14 protein-coding genes are annotated in these 16,511 nt (G+C 37.4%); 13 read left to right on the top strand and 1 reads right to left on the bottom strand.

Annotated elements, in window-relative coordinates; translation table 11 throughout:
• Positions 1-5: 5 nt before the first annotated feature.
• The 13 genes from ACSBFT_RS00240 to flxY are packed head-to-tail and all read left to right on the top strand — an operon-like array spanning position 6 to position 15,653.
• A complete protein-coding gene (locus ACSBFT_RS00240) occupies positions 6-263 on the top strand; it encodes a phosphopantetheine-binding protein (RefSeq protein WP_489602768.1) in 258 nt (85 codons plus the stop codon).
• Positions 264-266: 3 nt separating this feature from the next.
• A complete protein-coding gene (locus ACSBFT_RS00245) occupies positions 267-1,466 on the top strand; it encodes a beta-ketoacyl-[acyl-carrier-protein] synthase family protein (RefSeq protein WP_489602770.1) in 1,200 nt (399 codons plus the stop codon).
• Positions 1,467-2,525 carry a beta-ketoacyl synthase chain length factor gene (locus tag ACSBFT_RS00250; RefSeq protein ID WP_489602772.1) on the top strand — a complete coding sequence of 353 codons (1,059 nt, stop codon included), beginning with the start codon at positions 1,467-1,469 and terminating at the stop codon, positions 2,523-2,525.
• A complete protein-coding gene (locus ACSBFT_RS00255; RefSeq protein WP_489602774.1) occupies positions 2,519-3,307 on the top strand; it encodes a polysaccharide deacetylase family protein in 789 nt (262 codons plus the stop codon). The genes ACSBFT_RS00250 and ACSBFT_RS00255 overlap by 7 nt, the downstream gene beginning before the upstream one ends.
• Positions 3,291-3,935, top strand: coding sequence for a flexirubin biosynthesis/transport protein LolA2 (lolA2, locus tag ACSBFT_RS00260; protein ID WP_463045020.1), 645 nt, complete (start codon positions 3,291-3,293; stop codon positions 3,933-3,935). Before ACSBFT_RS00255 ends, lolA2 begins: the two co-directional genes overlap by 17 nt.
• Positions 3,916-4,554, top strand: a complete 639-nt coding sequence (lolB2, locus tag ACSBFT_RS00265) for a flexirubin biosynthesis protein LolB2 (protein WP_489602776.1) — start codon at positions 3,916-3,918, stop codon at positions 4,552-4,554. The genes lolA2 and lolB2 overlap by 20 nt, the downstream gene beginning before the upstream one ends.
• On the top strand, positions 4,555-4,920 hold the full coding sequence (locus ACSBFT_RS00270; protein ID WP_489602777.1) for an ApeI family dehydratase: 366 nt from the start codon (positions 4,555-4,557) through the stop codon (positions 4,918-4,920).
• Positions 4,917-6,092 carry a DUF2062 domain-containing protein gene (locus ACSBFT_RS00275; RefSeq protein WP_489602779.1) on the top strand — a complete coding sequence of 392 codons (1,176 nt, stop codon included), beginning with the start codon at positions 4,917-4,919 and terminating at the stop codon, positions 6,090-6,092. The genes ACSBFT_RS00270 and ACSBFT_RS00275 overlap by 4 nt, the downstream gene beginning before the upstream one ends.
• Before the next feature lie 7 nt (positions 6,093-6,099).
• Entirely contained in the window at positions 6,100-9,954 is a 3,855-nt protein-coding gene (locus ACSBFT_RS00280) for an MMPL family transporter (RefSeq protein ID WP_489602781.1), read from the top strand.
• Entirely contained in the window at positions 9,955-11,469 is a 1,515-nt protein-coding gene (locus tag ACSBFT_RS00285; protein ID WP_489602783.1) for a phytoene desaturase family protein, read from the top strand.
• Complete coding sequence (locus ACSBFT_RS00290; RefSeq protein ID WP_463044736.1) at positions 11,463-12,695, top strand: NAD(P)/FAD-dependent oxidoreductase; 1,233 nt, start codon at positions 11,463-11,465, stop codon at positions 12,693-12,695. Before ACSBFT_RS00285 ends, ACSBFT_RS00290 begins: the two co-directional genes overlap by 7 nt.
• A 1-nt stretch (position 12,696) precedes the next feature.
• Positions 12,697-14,367 (top strand): C45 family autoproteolytic acyltransferase/hydrolase, encoded by a 1,671-nt coding sequence (locus tag ACSBFT_RS00295; protein ID WP_489602785.1) that lies wholly within the window; start codon positions 12,697-12,699, stop codon positions 14,365-14,367.
• Positions 14,364-15,653, top strand: coding sequence for a flexirubin biosynthesis putative acyl-CoA ligase FlxY (gene flxY / locus ACSBFT_RS00300; protein WP_489602786.1), 1,290 nt, complete (start codon positions 14,364-14,366; stop codon positions 15,651-15,653). The genes ACSBFT_RS00295 and flxY overlap by 4 nt, the downstream gene beginning before the upstream one ends.
• On the opposite strand, the gene ACSBFT_RS00305 is transcribed toward flxY, so the two are convergent.
• Positions 15,642-16,151, bottom strand: coding sequence for a UpxY family transcription antiterminator (locus ACSBFT_RS00305; protein ID WP_463044739.1), 510 nt, complete (start codon positions 16,149-16,151; stop codon positions 15,642-15,644). The two genes, flxY and ACSBFT_RS00305, sit on opposite strands and share 12 nt — an antisense overlap.
• Positions 16,152-16,511 lie beyond the last annotated feature (360 nt).

A 16,511-nucleotide genomic window follows, 5' to 3' on the forward strand; every position in this document is an offset into this window, starting at 1 on the left:
AAAAAATGAACGATTTAAAAGTAAATCTTAAGCTTCAAATTATAGAAGCATTAAACCTGGAAGATCTAACACCAGAAGAAATCCAAGACGATGCACCGCTTTTTGGTGACGGTTTAGGTTTAGACTCTATTGATGCTTTGGAGCTGATAGTTTTGCTGGAAAGGAATTATGGAATCAAGATTGTGAACCCAGAAGACGGAAGAGCAATTTTTGAATCTATCAATGTCATGGCGAAATATATAGAAGAAAACGCTAAGGTTTAATCTGTGTCAAAAAGAGTTTTTATAACGGGTTTGGGTTGCATTTCTGCCATTGGCAGTAATGTGCCTGAGGCATTGTCTAAATTAGAAACGGGCAAAACGGGAATAGGAACGCTTAAGAACATAGAAACACGATTAGGTCATTTACCGGTGGGCGAGGTAAATTTTACTAATCAGGAGTTGATACAAATGGCTCAGGTAAATAAGGACATTCCTCACTCCAGAACCGACTTGTTAGGTGTTTTAGCCGCTAAAGAAGCCTTGGTAAATGCTGGAATTCAAGATGTCTCGGAATTTAAAACAGGCATAGTTTCGGCTACCAGTGTTGGCGGCATGAGCAGTACAGAGCTAAATTGGTCCAGATATTTAGATAAATCTGAAAAGGGGGAGATACTTAAAGAGGGTATAAACCACGAAGGTGCCTACAGCACAGAGAAAATAGCTGATCATTTAGGGATTACAGCTTATTTGAACACCATAAGCACCGCCTGTTCGTCCTCTTCCAATGCCATTTTATTAGGAGCGAGACTCATCAAAAATGGTATTCTGGATAGGGTAGTGGCAGGTGGAACAGATGCTCTTTCAAAATTTACCTTGAATGGTTTTAATACCCTCATGATTTTGGATGAAGAGCTTTGTAAACCATTCGATGCCAACAGAAAGGGTTTGAACCTAGGGGAAGGTGCTGGATATGTAGTTTTAGAATCTGAAAGAGCATCTGCCAGTAAACAAAAATTAGCAGAAGTAGTAGGCTACGCCAATACCAATGACGCTTATCATCAAACCGCTTCTTCACCGAATGGAGAAGGTGCATTTTTAGCAATTTCTCAAACCTTAAAAATGGCGGATGTTCATCCAAATGAGGTGAGTTACATTAACGCTCACGGAACAGGTACTCATGTAAATGATTTGAGCGAAGGAACAGCTATTGAAAGAGTATTTGGAACGGAAGTGCCGCCCATTAGCAGTACCAAATCTTTTACAGGACATACCCTAGGAGCATGTGGTGGTATAGAAGCCGTGTTTTCAGTTTTGGCTTTGCAGCATAATTTAGTATTCCCTAATTTAAATTTTAAAACGCCTATGGAAGAGGTGAATTTTAGGCCCAATTTGTCTTTAAGAAGAGACTTGGATATTAAATATGTTCTGTCTAATTCCTTTGGTTTTGGAGGAAACACCACTTCCTTATTATTTAAGAAAGTTTAAGTGCAAGCATATATTAACGGTGTTGGTGCTATTTCTCCGCAAGATTCTCTTGAAGGATTAGACTATGATGCTTCGCCAAATATCGTGAATGGTCTTGGCGTGAAACCTATTGAACCAGACTATAAAACTTATATAAATCCGGCTCAAGCTAGGCGAATGTCTAGAATGGTGAAAATGGGCGTGGTCGCTGCTTTCAAAGCTCTCCAAGAGGCAGAAGTGACGCTGCCAGATGCTATTATTTCTGGTACAGCCATGGGCTGCTTACAAGACACAGAAAAATTCCTGAATAGTATTATTGATAACGACGAACAGCTGTTGACGCCAACGTCCTTTATCCAGTCTACGCATAATACATTGGGGGCACAAATTGCATTATTATTAGCATGCCGAAATTATAACTTCACTTATGTACAACGGGCTTTTTCTTTTGAAAATGCTCTTTTAGATGGTCTTATGAAGTTAGAGGAGGGCGATTGTGAAAATGTCTTAGTGGGTGGACATGATGAAATGACCGAGGGCTTTCATCAACTTTATGATAGAATTTCTTACTGGAAAAAATCGGAAGGAGAGGATGTTTTAACAAGTCAAAGTGTCGGAGCGTACTCGGGAGAAGGGGCCGCTTTTTTTACGCTTTCAAACACTAAGAAGGAGAACACCTACGCCAGAATAACAGGTGTAGATATGCTTTATAAACCACAAGGCGAAACCGCCATAGAGTCTTGGATACTTGAATTTCTTAAAGCCAATCAAATGGCCGTTTCGGATATTGATTTAGTACTTTATGGCATCAATGGAGATCTGCGTTTTGATGGTATTTATAAGCATATAAAAACGACTCTTTTTGAAAATCAAACTGCCGCTTATTATAAGCATTTAAGTGGAGAATATGCCACAAGCGTCTCTTATGCCCTATATCTGGCTGCCAATATGATTAAAAATGAAGCGATACCTGATTATATATTAATGGAGCATAGAAAGCAATCAGAACTAAAGCGTGTTCTAATCTTCAATGGTTTCATGGGTGAAAACTACAGTTTAACTTTGATCCAGAAATGTTAAGTCTTGGATTTAAGTTTTATCGGTATCTCTTCATAGGTCTTGCCATTCTTCTTTTAGCTTCTCATTTCAGTTTAGGCATTTCGGCATTATGGATTTTCCTCCCATTTTTATGCTTCCTTACACTCATTGTTTTTGGTTCATCTAAGATCAACTCCCAGTTTTTTTTAAAGGCACTTTGTACGGGAAAGGCAGATAGAAAACAAATAGCCCTAAGTTTTGACGATGGCCCTCATGAAGAAATAACTCCTGTGATTTTGGATACACTTAAAAAGTATCAGGTAAAAGCTACCTTCTTTTTAATAGGGAAAAATATCGACGGTAAAGAGGATATAGTAAAACGAATTCATGAAGAAGGGCATTTAATAGGTAATCACAGTTTTAGTCATACGCATTCCTTAGCTTCTAAATCAGTGAAAGCACTAAAGCAAGAGTTGATAGAAACGAATAAATTGGTTTCTGATTTGACGGGTAAAGAAATGCTTTATTTCAGACCACCATTTGGTGTGACCTCACCCAGAATAGCAAGTGCTACAGAGAAATTGCACTTTAAAAATATAGGCTGGAGTATCCGTTCCTTCGATACAGGAGCAGGTTCGGCAGAGCTTATTTCACAAAGAGTTTTGGGTCAAATAGCTCCCGGTAAAATAATATTGCTGCATGATACGTTTCTGAGAACGAACACCGTTTTGGAAAACATATTAATTTATTGTAAAAATGAAGGTGTGGAAATTGTACCTTTGGATAAATTATTAGAGGAGAAAGCATATGTTGAGCAGGATTAATATTTTTGGTTTTTTGATGGTTTTATTGATGAGTTTAAGTGGTTTGGCTCAGACACCCGCTGGCTATAAAGTCATGACAGAGACGACCGTTTTTAAGAAGAAATTGAGTATTGAAAATCAAAAAATAAATACCACAGAAAGCCAATTTGTTCAGGAAAAGTATCTTAGTGTCTTATCAGAAAAAATAGTTAGCAAAGGGAAGTTTTTCTTCAAAAAACAGAATGAACTAAGATGGGAATATACGGAGCCATTCAGTTATGTAATCGTGCTTTCTGATGGTAAAATGTTCATCAAAAATGATGGCAAAGTGAGCCGATATAATGTCAATTCTAATAAGATGTTTAAAGGCATTAATGACATGATGATGAGTGTCGTAAATGGGAACTTGCTTGATAATAAGGAGTATGATGTAAAATACTATATGAATGCCTCGGAGTATTTATTGGAGCTAACACCAGTGAGTAGCGGTACGAAGCAGTTTTTGAAATCCATTCAGTTGAGCATCGATAAGAGCACGTTTGAGATAGAAAAAGTTAGAATGATGGAGCCTGGAGGAGATTATACCAGCATTAAGTTTTTGAATAGGAAAAATAACATTCCGATTTCGGATGCTAAGTTTAAGGTTTAGCATTTGCTTGCTTTTACTGGTCTTGACGGGCTGTAGTCTTGGCCATTATCAGAAATTGATGCCAGTTTCTAGTTCTGAAAAAGTAGAGCAGCTAAAACCTATTTTTGAAGATAAGTTTAATTCCTATTTGTTTAAGGCCAATATTAAACTGTACACCAAAAACTTTAGTGGACTCTTACTCACAAAGCAGGTGAGTTCTGGTGCGTATAGAGTTATTTTTACTACAGAAATGGGCTTGAAGCTTTTTGACCTAGAGTTTGACAATGGACAGTCTATCGTCCATTATACTATTCCTCAGTTTGATAGGCCACTTTTTATTAAGACCATTCAGCAAGACTTAGAAATCCTATTGATGAATGTTTTGGATTCAAAACAGGCCAGCGTTTTCACGGATAAAGTGGGCCACAGGGTAGACAGACTGGAAGGCTCGGAGTTTTCAAATTATTATTTTACAGATAAGCAGAGCGGTGATTTGGTGAAGATAGAGCGTGCTAAAGGAAACAAGAAGAAGCTGACAATTGAACTCGCTAATCACTTAAATGGGTTTCCAAATGAGATTTCTGTTCAACACCACGATATTAGATTAAGAATTAAATTGATCAACCTAAAGAAGTCCTAAATGCTGCTTAATACTTTCTTTTACATTAGAGAGACTACCAAAGGAGATGTGAATCAGGTTCAGATAGCATTAAATCCCGAACATGAAATCTATAAAGGACATTTTCCTGGAATGCCTGTGGTACCTGGCGTGTGTCAACTACAACTTTTTAAAGAGGTTTTGGAGCATTTAAGCGAAGAAAAACTACAATTAATTCAGGAAACAAACTTGAAGTTTATGGCTGTTTTAAATCCAGAGGAGCACACTAAACTGGTTTTAGAATTAAAATTTAGTCGAGAATCTGACACGACTATAAAGGCCTCTGGAACCCTAAGTGCAGGTAATATTAAGTTTTTTTCTACAAAGAGTACTTACCAAATTAAGTGAATAACTCAGCGTATAAAACCAAAATGGACGAGCTCTCCTGCTGCGTCTTAATCCCTTCCTATAATAATGAGAAAACCTTAGCAGAGGTTATTGAGGATGTAAAGCAATATTCCAATTTCGTTATTGTAATAAATGATGGTTCCACTGACCAAACTGAAGCAATTTTGGCTGGTATTTCGGGGATAGAAACACTTTCATATACTCAGAATAAAGGAAAGGGGCATGCATTGAAATTGGGCTTGAAACATGCTAAAGCGATAGGTTTTAGCTACGCCATTTCAATAGATTCCGACGGACAGCATTTTGCAGATGACATTCCTGTTTTCTTAGAGGCCTTAGTGGCAAACCCGGAGGCCATGCTGATAGGTGCTAGAAATCTCCAGCAGGAAAATATGCCACAGAAAAATACATTTGGCAACAAGTTTTCCAATTTCTGGTTCAAGCTAGAAACAGGCATTGACTTGCCAGATACGCAATCGGGCTTTAGGCTTTACCCCCTTCATGTATTGGATAAAATCAATCTTTATACTAAAAAGTATGAATTTGAGATAGAAATCATGGTAAAAACGGCATGGAAAAATGTGCCTGTAATTCCAGTTCCTATTAAGGTCTTCTATGCCAAAGAAGGTGAACGAGTATCTCACTTTAGACCCTTTAAAGACTTTTTTAGAATCAGTGTTCTAAATACCTATTTGGTAACTCTAGCCTTTTTCTGGTACATACCATTTCGTTTTTTTAAGAAAATAAATAAGGCCTCTATAAGGCAATTTATAGATGAGAAGCTATTAAATCCTGAGGAGAAAGCGTCGAGGAAAGCCTTAAGTGTTGCTTTCGGCGTTTTCATGGGCATTATTCCTATCTGGGGCTACCAGTTGGCTACGGCCATATTGTTGGCTCATTTTCTTAAACTGAATAAGGCAATTGTCATATTGGCGGCTAACATCAGCTTCCCGCCTTTTATTCCGTTTATACTTTATGGTAGTCTGAAAGTTGGGCAAATGCTACTCAACGAAAATACACCAATTTTCCAGACAGAATTAAATTTAGAAGTCATGAAGCAGCAGCTTCCCGCCTATATTTTGGGTAGTTTTGTTTTCGCTATTGGAATGGCTGTTGTTGGAGGTTTGGTTACATTTATTACAATAAAACTCAATAGGCGTTTAAAGTCTTAAGTTTAAAATGGGTTTATTTTTCGCTTTTCTATTTAAGTTTTTCAAAAGAAACAGAACGCTCTTGTTTGTTTCTACAGGTGCATTGGTCACGTTTCTGACCTATAATGCCTCTCAAATTCAATTTGAAGAGGATATTACTAAAATGATGCCCAGCAATGGTAAGATTAGAACTATAAATGAAACCCTCAAGAACCTTAAAAACCTAGATCGCATTGCGATTAATATCTATTTTAAAGATAGTACGATTGCAGAACAGGAGTATTTACTAAAGGAATATGCTGATGTTTTTGCGGAAAGGTTAAAAGCCCTAGATCATTCTGATAATTTGATAGAGGATATATCCGTAAAAATGCAGGAGGATTTATTCTTAAAGGTGAACGACGTTTACCTAGAAAATCTACCTGTATTTCTAGAGCAAAAAGATTTTGAAAAGTTAGAAGAACAAATAAAACCAGAAGCCATAAAGGCTTCGATGGAAAATAATTTTAAAAGTTTGATGTCGCCATCTGGCATGGCTGTAAAACAGAATATTCTGAAAGATCCCTTGGGTATTTCGGGGCCAGTTTTAAAAAAGTTGGAATCACTTCAGATAGAAGACAATTTTGAACTTGATGAAGGTTACGTTTTTACCAAAGACAAAAAGAACTTACTCTGTTTTATCAAACCCAGAGCGGATTCTCAAAATACGGCAAAAAACAAGAAACTCATAGACCATATAGAAGATGCCATTCAATACGCCAACGATCAAAAAATTGGAGAGATAATAGCGGAACCTTTTGGAACAGCTGTGGTGGCCACAGGAAATGCCAGCCGAATTAAAAAGGATATTCTGGTAACCTTAAGTATTACCATGATATCCCTCTTTATACTGATTACCTATTTCTTTAGAAGATGGAGTTCTTTCCTCGTTATATTTATTCCGGTGCTGTTTGGCTTATTGTTCTCCATGGGAATGCTTTACTTAATAAGGGGGAGTGTCTCGGTAATTGCGATAGGAGCCGGGTCTATAGTTTTAGGGATTTCGGTAGACTTTGCCATACATTTTTATACGCACTTTAAGCATACTAATTCCGCGGTAGCCGCCTTAAAGGATTTATCTTTTCCACTAACGCTAGGTGGATTTACCACCATAGGTGCTTTTTTGAGTTTGCTATTTGTAGATTCTGAGGCATTACAGGACTTTGGAATTTTTGCTGCCTTGGCTTTGGGAGGTACGGCTTTATTTATCTTGGTGGTTTACCCACATCTGCTGAAGGAATTTAAAGTAGAAGACAAGTTCGAGTTTAAAGACAATCTGATTTCTAAAATAGGAAGATACCCATTTGAGAAGAATAAGATTCTTATTGGCTTAATTTTGGTTTTGGCGGTTATCTCCATTTTTTCTTCCAGAAAAGTAGCTTTTGAGGCGGACATGATGAAAATGAACTACATGTCTGAAGAAACTAAGCGTGCAGAAGAGCACCTGAGTAATATCAGTCATGATTATGGTACTTCTACTATTTATTTGGTTGCTAAATCTAAAAACATCAATGAAGCTTTAAGCCACACAGAAGCCAGTTTACCTATTTTGGAAAAACTGCATGAAGAAGGGAAGATTAAGAAATATGCGAATGTGAGTTCGTTGCTTTTATCTGAAGAAGAGCAGCTGGAAAGAATAAATCGTTGGAATACATTTTGGACTCCGGAACGCAAAGTAACGGTAAAGCAGATGCTGGTATCTGAAGGTCTAAAATTCAAATTTAAACCAGATGCCTTCAGTGAGTTTTACAAACTTTTAGATAAAGACTTAAAACCAATAAACAGTCAGAGCTACGGAGAATCTAGTCAGCTTATTTTGGCGAATTATATCTCGGAAAGTTCAGATGGAAGTTCGGTTATTACCACCATTAAAACACCATTAGCTTTTGAAAAGGAAATAATTGATGCATTTGAGAATAATCCAGACATGGAGATTTTCAGTAAGAAGTACTTGACCAATAGCTTCGTTCTTAGCATTAAAAACAATTTTAATCTTATTCTAGGGATTTCTTCCATACTGGTTTTTGTCTTTTTGTTAATTTCTTATGGCCGAATAGAATTAGCCCTCATTACCTATATTCCTATGGTACTGAGTTGGTTAATAATCCTTGGTCTGATGGGTTTGTTCGGGTTAAAGTTCAACATCATCAACATCATTATTTCTACCTTCATTTTTGGTTTAGGAGACGACTACAGTATTTTTATTACAGATGCCCTCAATAACGAGTATAAAGGAGGAAAGAAGAATCTAGCAAATTATAAATCTGCTATTTTCCTTTCTGCGTTTACGACCATTATAGGTATTGGTGTACTGGTTTTTGCTCAACACCCTGCATTGAAGTCGATAGGACTCATTGCAGTCATTGGAATGTTTTCAGTGTTGCTGGTCTCTAATACCATTCAGCCAGCCCTTTTTCATTTCTTAATTACCAAGAGAACTGCCAAGAAACGGGTCCCTCTTACGCTGATGAGTCTCCTCAGATCCATTTTTGCCTTTGTATATTTTGGCGTGGGTTGTTTCATTATGATGAGCATCGGTTTTATTATTTTGAAACTGTTGCCCTTAAAACTATCTATAAGAAAAAGGTGGTTTCATCAGGTGAGGCATTGGTCTGCCAAGTCTATGATTTACGTCAATACGCACGTCCGTAAAGAAATACGAAATATTGAAAACGAACAATTCAAAAAACCAGCTATGGTTATTTGTAATCACCATTCTGTGATTGATTCACTCTTGATGCAATCACTGAATCCTAAACTCATTTTAATGGTCAATGACTGGGTGTGGCATAATACGTTTATGGGGCCTATCGTGAGAATGGGAGGCTTTATTCCTAAAGAAGCGGGTTATGACGAAAGCCTAGATCAAATTCGTGACTTAGTCAATCAGGGCTATTCTATTGCCATATTCCCAGAAGGCTCTAGGTCGCCATCAGAAAAACTAAGGAGGTTTCATAAGGGAGCTTTTTTCATAGCAGACAAATTGAAACTAGACATAGTACCTATTATTTTTCATGGAACGGCCTTTGTGCAGGGCAGGGAAGATAATTTCTTGCTGAAGCCAGGAGAAATTACGGTTAAATACTTGCCAAGAATTTCTGCCGATGATGAACATTTTGGAAACAATTATAGTAAAAGAACCAAGCTCATAAGTTCTTATTTTAAAGCGGAATACGAGAAACTAAGAGCGGAAAAAGAAACCGTAGATTACTTTTATGATAGGCTAAGAACTAACTATATTTACAAAGGTCCTGTCCTAGAATGGTACATGAAAATTAAGGTAAAATTAGAAGATAGCTATAGGTTGTTTGATGAAATTCTTCCTAAAAAGGGTGTTATTTCAGACATTGGTTGTGGCTATGGATTTCTTCCACTTATGTTAGGTTTTAGAAGTCCAGATAGAACTATCATTGGTAGCGACTACGATGAAGATAAAATTGCGGTAGCGGCAAATTGTTTCTCTAGAACAGAAAACATCACATTTTCAACTGCCGATGCCACCAAAAGTGATTTACAGCAGAGTGACGCATTCGTTTTAAGCGACATTCTTCATTATTTACCAAAAGTGGAACAAGAAAAACTGATTGAGAAAACCATTGAAAACTTGAATAAAGATGGGTTAATTTTAATTAGAGATGGGGATAGTGATTTGAAAGAAAGGCATAAAGGAACCAAACTTACCGAGTTTTTCTCTACGAATTTTGGATTCAATAAAACACAAAACAAACTAGAATTTTTGTCTGGAAAGTTTATTGAAGAAATAGCTACGAAGCATCATCTAAGTTTTGAGCGAATTGATAAAACCAAAAGAACGTCTAACATCATCTACGTTTTAAGAAAATAAATGCCAAAGTACGATTACGTCATTATAGGTAGCGGCTTAGGCGGTTTGGAGTGTGCCTACATTTTAAGCAAAGAAGGTTTTAAGGTCTGTGTTTTAGAGAAGAACAGACAATTTGGGGGCAGTTTACAGATTTTTGTACGCGATAAGGCCATTTTTGATACAGGAGTTCATTACCTCGGAGGATTAGATGAGGGGCAAAACTTGAATCAGTTTTTCAAGTATTTTGATATTATGGATAAACTGAATCTCCATAAAATGGATGAAAATGGTTTTGATAAAGTTTCCTTTGGAGACGACCCCAAGTTTTATAACCATGCTCAGGGTTATGACAATTTTGTGGATCAACTATCCATAGAATTTCCGACAGAAAGAGCTGGAATACAGTCTTATATAAATAAAATCCAAGAGGTCTGTAATCACTTTCCGATGTACAGACTAAGAGTAAGTGGGGCAGATGAACTAGGCTTTAAATACCTGGATGTAAGTACAAAAGATTATATAGCGTCCATTACTTCTAATCCAAAATTACAGATGGTCTTAGCCGCCACAAATCCACTTTACGCAGGAGAAGGGCATAAAACACCATTATATGTACATGCTTTGGTGGTGAATACTTACATTGAAAGTTCCTATAAATGCATAGACGGGGGGGCACAGATAGAGCGTTACTTAACTAAAAATATTAAGAATTTAGGTGCAGTCGTTAGAAATTATAGCGAGGTCGTCAAAATTGTCGAAAAGGATGGTTTAATAGACCACGTATTGTTGACAGACGGAGAAAAGATAGAAGGGAAGAACTTTATATCAAATATACACCCAGCCAACACCATGGAAATGTTGGATTCAGCTAGAATTAAAAAGGCTTATAGAAATAGAATAGCCAACCTTAAAAATTCAACTTCAGCTTTCGTCTTAGATGTGGTGTTAAAGCCAAATACTTTCAAATACAGAAACTATAATAACTATCATTTTAGAAGAGATGATGTTTGGAGCAGTAGAAATATTAAGGGCGATTTATGGCCGGATTCTTATTGTGTTTTTGTGCCAAAGTCTTCGAAATCTGGAGATTGGGCTGATAGTTTGACCATTTTAAGTTACATGGAAATGGACGACGTGGCCAAATGGAAGGATACTTTCAGCACTGTTCCACATGACAGAGAAAGTAGGGGACAGGACTATGAGGATTTTAAGAATGAAAGGGGAGAAAGGCTATTAAATGTGGTATATGAGAGGATTCCGGAATTGAGGAATTGTATAAAATCATTTTCCTGTGGAACCCCATTAACGTACAGAGATTATATTGGAGCCAACGACGGAAGCCTTTATGGTATAGCCAAAGATTATAATGAGCCTTTGAAGACTTTTATATCGCCTACCACTAAAATATCTAACCTATTTTTTACGGGGCAAAACTTAAACATGCATGGTATTCTTGGCGTATCCGTAGGTGCTGTTAGAACTTGTGGTGTAATATTAGGTCAAGATTACCTTGTCAAAAAAATAAACCAGTGTTAGCAAAAAAAACAACGGACGTTTTGGTTATTGGAGCTGGTCCCGCTGGCTGTTTAGCCGCAGCTATGCTTAGAAAGCAAGGCTTTAAAGTGACGATGGTGGAAAAACAGAAATTTCCTAGATTCGTTATTGGAGAAAGCCTTTTACCTAGAATAATGAGCCGTTTAGAAGATGTAGGTCTTCTAAAGGCCGTTGAAGCCGTTGGTTTTCAAAAGAAAAGGGGAGCTGTTTTTGTGGAAGATGATAAAGTCTGTGAGTTTGATTTTAGCGAGAAATTTACCGAAGGCTGGGACTGGACTTGGCAGGTAAAAAGAGCAGATTTTGATAAAACACTGGCAGATGAAGTAGCCAAGCAAGGTGTAGAAGTGTTCTTTGAACATTCAGTAGAACATATTGCGTTTTTCGGAACGGACTCTATCACTACAATATTGAACGAAAATGGGGACGCCTATGAGCTGTCTGCAAGATTTATAGTAGATGCCAGTGGGTATGGAAGAGTTATACCCAAAATGTTCGATCTAGACCAACCTTCCTCGTTCCCTGCGAGGCAAACGGTCTTTGCTCATTTACAGGATAATAAACGTACAAACGAGAATAGAATTATAGCTTTAATATTGGAAAAAGGGGCTTGGGCGTGGATAATCCCTTTTTCAGACGGCACCACTTCGGTTGGTATAGTTTCTGATGCTTCTTTTTTTAGTTCTTTTTCAGAAGATACAAAAGAAAGATTCATTGAATTGCTCGCCAGTAATGAATTACTGAAAAACAGATTTGGAGATTCAGCGTTTATTTTTGAACCTAAAACCCTGGGAGGATATTCCATTGCGACTAAACAGCTGTATGGACAAGGATATGTTTTGGTGGGGAATGCTACGGAGTTTTTAGATCCTATTTTTTCTTCAGGGGTAACCTTTGCCGTAGAGTCTGGTCATTTGGCAGGCACTTTGGTTGGGCGGTTTCTAAATAAGGAGGAAGTCGATTGGGAGAAAGAGTACAGTCAATATATGAAGCAAGGCATTGAAGTTTTTAGGGCATATGTGGATGCTTGGTATAAAGGTGAATTGCAGCAAATATTCTTTGCAGAAGCCCCTGACCCCTTAATTAAGAAACAAATATGCTCTGTTTTGGCGGGCTACGTCTGGGATACGCAAAACGCATTTGTCAGAAATCCCGTTAAAGCCTTGAAAGCCTTAAATTCATTTTTGGAAATGAGAAACAGGACCGTATAGCATGAAGAAATTCCTGAAAATCATTTCTTATGTTCTGGCGGGAGTGCTTTCGCTATTTCTGGTAGTCATTCTATGCTTTTATTTTTGGGTTAAAATTGATGAGCCTACACCAGTTCTGGCGGATTTCTTAAACCATGAAAGAGAAACCATTGACAAAGATTTTTATAAAATAGATGGCAACTGGCTGAAGAAAAGTGAGACAGGACTATGGGAACTCTATGTTAAAGGGGGAGGATTTGAGCGTGGTGTAATGGAAGGCAAACTTCAGAAGGAACTAGCTTCGGAACAAGAGGAGGCCTTTGTTAGACAGATAAACAAGATGATTCCCTCCCAATTTCTTTTGAAGCAAATGAAGTATTTCATTGCTTATTTTAATAAGGATTTGGACGAACATATCACTAAAGAGTATCAGGAAGAAATTTACGGCGAGTCCTTATTTGCGTCTGACGATTTTGATTATATAGCTCCCAAGTATCATAGAATGCTGAACTATCATGCCGCACATGATATTGGTCATGCACTACAAGGGAAAAACTTTAAAGTAGGTTGTACGTCTTTTTCTGCCTGGAATGAAAGAACGGCAGACAGTATGCTGATAGTAGGGCGGAATTTTGATTTTTTTGTGGGAGAAGATTTCGCCAAAAACAAGGTCATTAATTTTGTGAATCCTGATAAGGGCTATAAGTTGATGATGGTTTCTTGGGCGGGTATGATTGGGGCGGTTTCTGGAATGAATGAAAAAGGATTGACTGTTACGTTAAACGCCTCAGAATCCGAGATTCCAACTGCCGCAGCAACGCCTATTTCACTAGTGGCCAGAGAAATTCTGCAATACGCCAAAAACATTAAGGAGGCTTATGAAATAGCCAAGAAAAGAAAGGTTTTTGTGTCCGAATCTTTATTGATAGGTTCTGCGGAAGATGGGAAATCGGCTCTTATTGAAGTGAGCCCTACCAAGGTTGATTTGTTTCCTGCTTCGCAATCAGATTATCAAATTTGTGCCAATCACTTTCAAGGAGATGTTTTTAAGGAGGATGCCATTAATTTGAACAACATTCAGAAAAGCTCTTCTGCCTATAGGTTTGAGCTGATGACAGATTTGGTCACAGAAAAACCTAAACTGACCGTAGCAGATGCGGTTTCCATATTAAGAAACCAGAAAGGCCTAGGGCGTAAAGATATTGGAATGGGAAACGAAAGGGCTATAAATCAGTTGATAGCTCACCACTCTATTGTTTTTAAACCAGAGAAATTACAAGTTTGGATTTCTACAAATCCTTACCAATTGGGTCAATATGTTTGTTATGATTTGAATAGGGTTTTTGCCTTGGCAGATACGCTGAATACGAAAACAGAATTTTATGAGAAAGATTTGAACATACCTTCAGACCCATTTTTAAAGTCTTCGGAGTTTGAGAATTTTAAAACGTTCAAATATTTAAAGGAAAAAGTTAGAGCAGGTAATGTCACCAAAAGTGAGTTGGCAGAATTTGAAAAAACCAATCCTTATTACTACGATACTTATATTTTAATAGCGGCTTATTTGGAGAAGAAGGGGAGGAAGAAGGAAGCTTTGGCGTATTATAGGAAAGCATTGAAAATGGAGATTGCGACGAGCTATGAAAAGGAGGAAGTTTTGTCGGAAATTGATAAACTAGAGAAGGAGAAATGATTCCCGAGATTGAATTAAAATCACTAAGCGAGCAAAAGGCATTTCAAGAGGCAAAATTACCGGAATTGTTTAGATACTTCAATGAGCATTCGGACTTTTACCGACGTATGTTTAAGGAAAAATCTATTGATGTTTCAGACATAAAAACTTTAGAAGATTTACGCAAGATTCCTGTGACCACGAAGGAAGACTTGCAGGCTTTCAATCAGGATTTTATTTGTGTAGAGCCACGTAAAATAATAGACTACATTACCACATCGGGTACATTAGGAGATCCGGTAACTTTTCCGCTTACAGATAAAGACTTGGACAGGCTGGCTTATAATGAGTACATTTCTTTTGTATGTGCAGATGGTAACCAAGACGATGTCTATCAGCTAATGACCACCATGGACAAGCGTTTTATGGCAGGGTTGGCGTACTTTATGGGCATTAGAAAATTAGGTGCTGGTGTGGTGAGAGTAGGAGGTGGAATACCCGAATTACAATGGGATACCATTCATAGAATCAATCCTACGGCCTTTGTTACAGTGCCATCCTTCTTGCTGAAGTTAATAGAATATGCAGAAGCAAACGGAATAGATTACCGTGCCACCAATATCAAAAAAGCCATTTGTATTGGGGAGTCTCTCAGAAATGAAGATTTTAGTTTGAGTACCTTAGGTGAAAGAATAAAGGAAAAGTGGGATATTCAACTTTATTCTACGTATGCTTCCACCGAAATGAGCACCGCTTTTACAGAGTGTTCAGCGGGTTTGGGTGGACATCATCACCCAGAATTGGTCATCGTAGAGTTTTTGGATAATGATAACAATCCTGTAAAAGAGGGCGAAGCCGGCGAGGTAGTGATAACTACCTTAGGGGTGGAAGGAATGCCACTTTTAAGATTTAAAACGGGAGATATCTGTATGCACTATACGGACGCTTGTACCTGCGGCAGAAGGACCATTAGGCTTGGACCAATTCTCGGCCGTAAAAAACAGATGATAAAATACAAGGGCACCACACTTTATCCGCCTGCCCTATATGATGTATTGAATGATATAAAGGGAATAGAAAATTATTTGATTGCGGTATTTACCAATGAACTTGGTACAGACGAAATCTTAGTGAAAGTGGCTACACAAATAGCTAGTCCGGATTTTGAAAAGGAAATAAAAGACCACTTTAGAGCTAAACTAAGAGTAGCTCCTAAAGTAGAATTTATAGATGTAAAAGAAATGGAAAGTCTTAAAAATCCAAAATTGAGCAGAAAGCCCATTCTGTTTCACGACTTAAGAGTCTGAATCTGCGTCAGAAGTCATTTTAGAGACTTTGTTATGTCTGGTGTCAACCACCAGCTTCATTTGAAGAGCAGGTAAAAGAATTTCAATTTTATGGCCGCTTTGCTTTCCTACATAGCCTTCCATGTCTATCATGGGACCAGACTTTAGTTTCACTCTGTCTTGGGCCTCAAACTGCTGCATCTGAATCTCTGAATGTTCAAAGTCGCTCAGCATGTTTTTAATGGCATCTATTTCATGTTCTTTAACAATAGCCGCTTTCTCAAGCCAAAAAAGGTATCTGACCACTCCTGGTACCTTAAAAACCAACGCTCTTTTGTGCTCTTCCAGTCTTACGAAAATGTAAGATTTAAAAAGGGGTTCCTCTACCACCTTTTTCCTATCAGACCATTGTTTTACTTTTTTTAAAACCGGACAGTAAGTTTCTATCCCTATTTCATTGAGCCTTTCGGCTACAATTTTTTCATTTCTTGATTTTGTGTACAATACGTACCAATTCATGGCTAAACTATATCTGGTTGAACGAAGCTAACTTGTTTATTTTACACAGGCAAATAAGCTCCCAAATCCGAATAATCTTTGGGAGATAAAAAAGTGGTAATATGGTCTATGTTTTTAATGAATTTCAGGATATTTATTTTGAACCTAAATCGCCGTGATTTTAAAATATGAAGGATTTTGAAATGTTCTGAAAGGCGTTTGATTTATAAAATCTTGGCATAATCAATTTTATAAATACAATCATTATATTATAAATAAATGTTCTATTAATTATTGGTTTGTTCGTTTTTAAGGACGTTTTTAAGTCTTAGTTTCGTACTAATGTTTCGAAGCCTTATAAATTTAGATAAACATCGAAAT

This window comes from Arcticibacterium sp. SM2516 (genome assembly GCF_057914865.1).

Coding starts and splice junctions, on each gene's coding strand:
- ACSBFT_RS00240 (WP_489602768.1), top strand. CDS start 6: ATGAACGATTTAAAAGTAAATCTTAAGCTTCAAATTATAGAAGCATTA.
- ACSBFT_RS00255 (WP_489602774.1), top strand. CDS start 2,519: ATGTTAAGTCTTGGATTTAAGTTTTATCGGTATCTCTTCATAGGTCTT.
- lolA2 (WP_463045020.1), top strand. CDS start 3,291: ATGTTGAGCAGGATTAATATTTTTGGTTTTTTGATGGTTTTATTGATG.
- lolB2 (WP_489602776.1), top strand. CDS start 3,916: ATGCTAAGTTTAAGGTTTAGCATTTGCTTGCTTTTACTGGTCTTGACG.
- ACSBFT_RS00270 (WP_489602777.1), top strand. CDS start 4,555: ATGCTGCTTAATACTTTCTTTTACATTAGAGAGACTACCAAAGGAGAT.
- ACSBFT_RS00280 (WP_489602781.1), top strand. CDS start 6,100: ATGGGTTTATTTTTCGCTTTTCTATTTAAGTTTTTCAAAAGAAACAGA.
- ACSBFT_RS00285 (WP_489602783.1), top strand. CDS start 9,955: ATGCCAAAGTACGATTACGTCATTATAGGTAGCGGCTTAGGCGGTTTG.
- ACSBFT_RS00295 (WP_489602785.1), top strand. CDS start 12,697: ATGAAGAAATTCCTGAAAATCATTTCTTATGTTCTGGCGGGAGTGCTT.
- flxY (WP_489602786.1), top strand. CDS start 14,364: ATGATTCCCGAGATTGAATTAAAATCACTAAGCGAGCAAAAGGCATTT.
- ACSBFT_RS00305 (WP_463044739.1), bottom strand. CDS start 16,151: ATGAATTGGTACGTATTGTACACAAAATCAAGAAATGAAAAAATTGTA.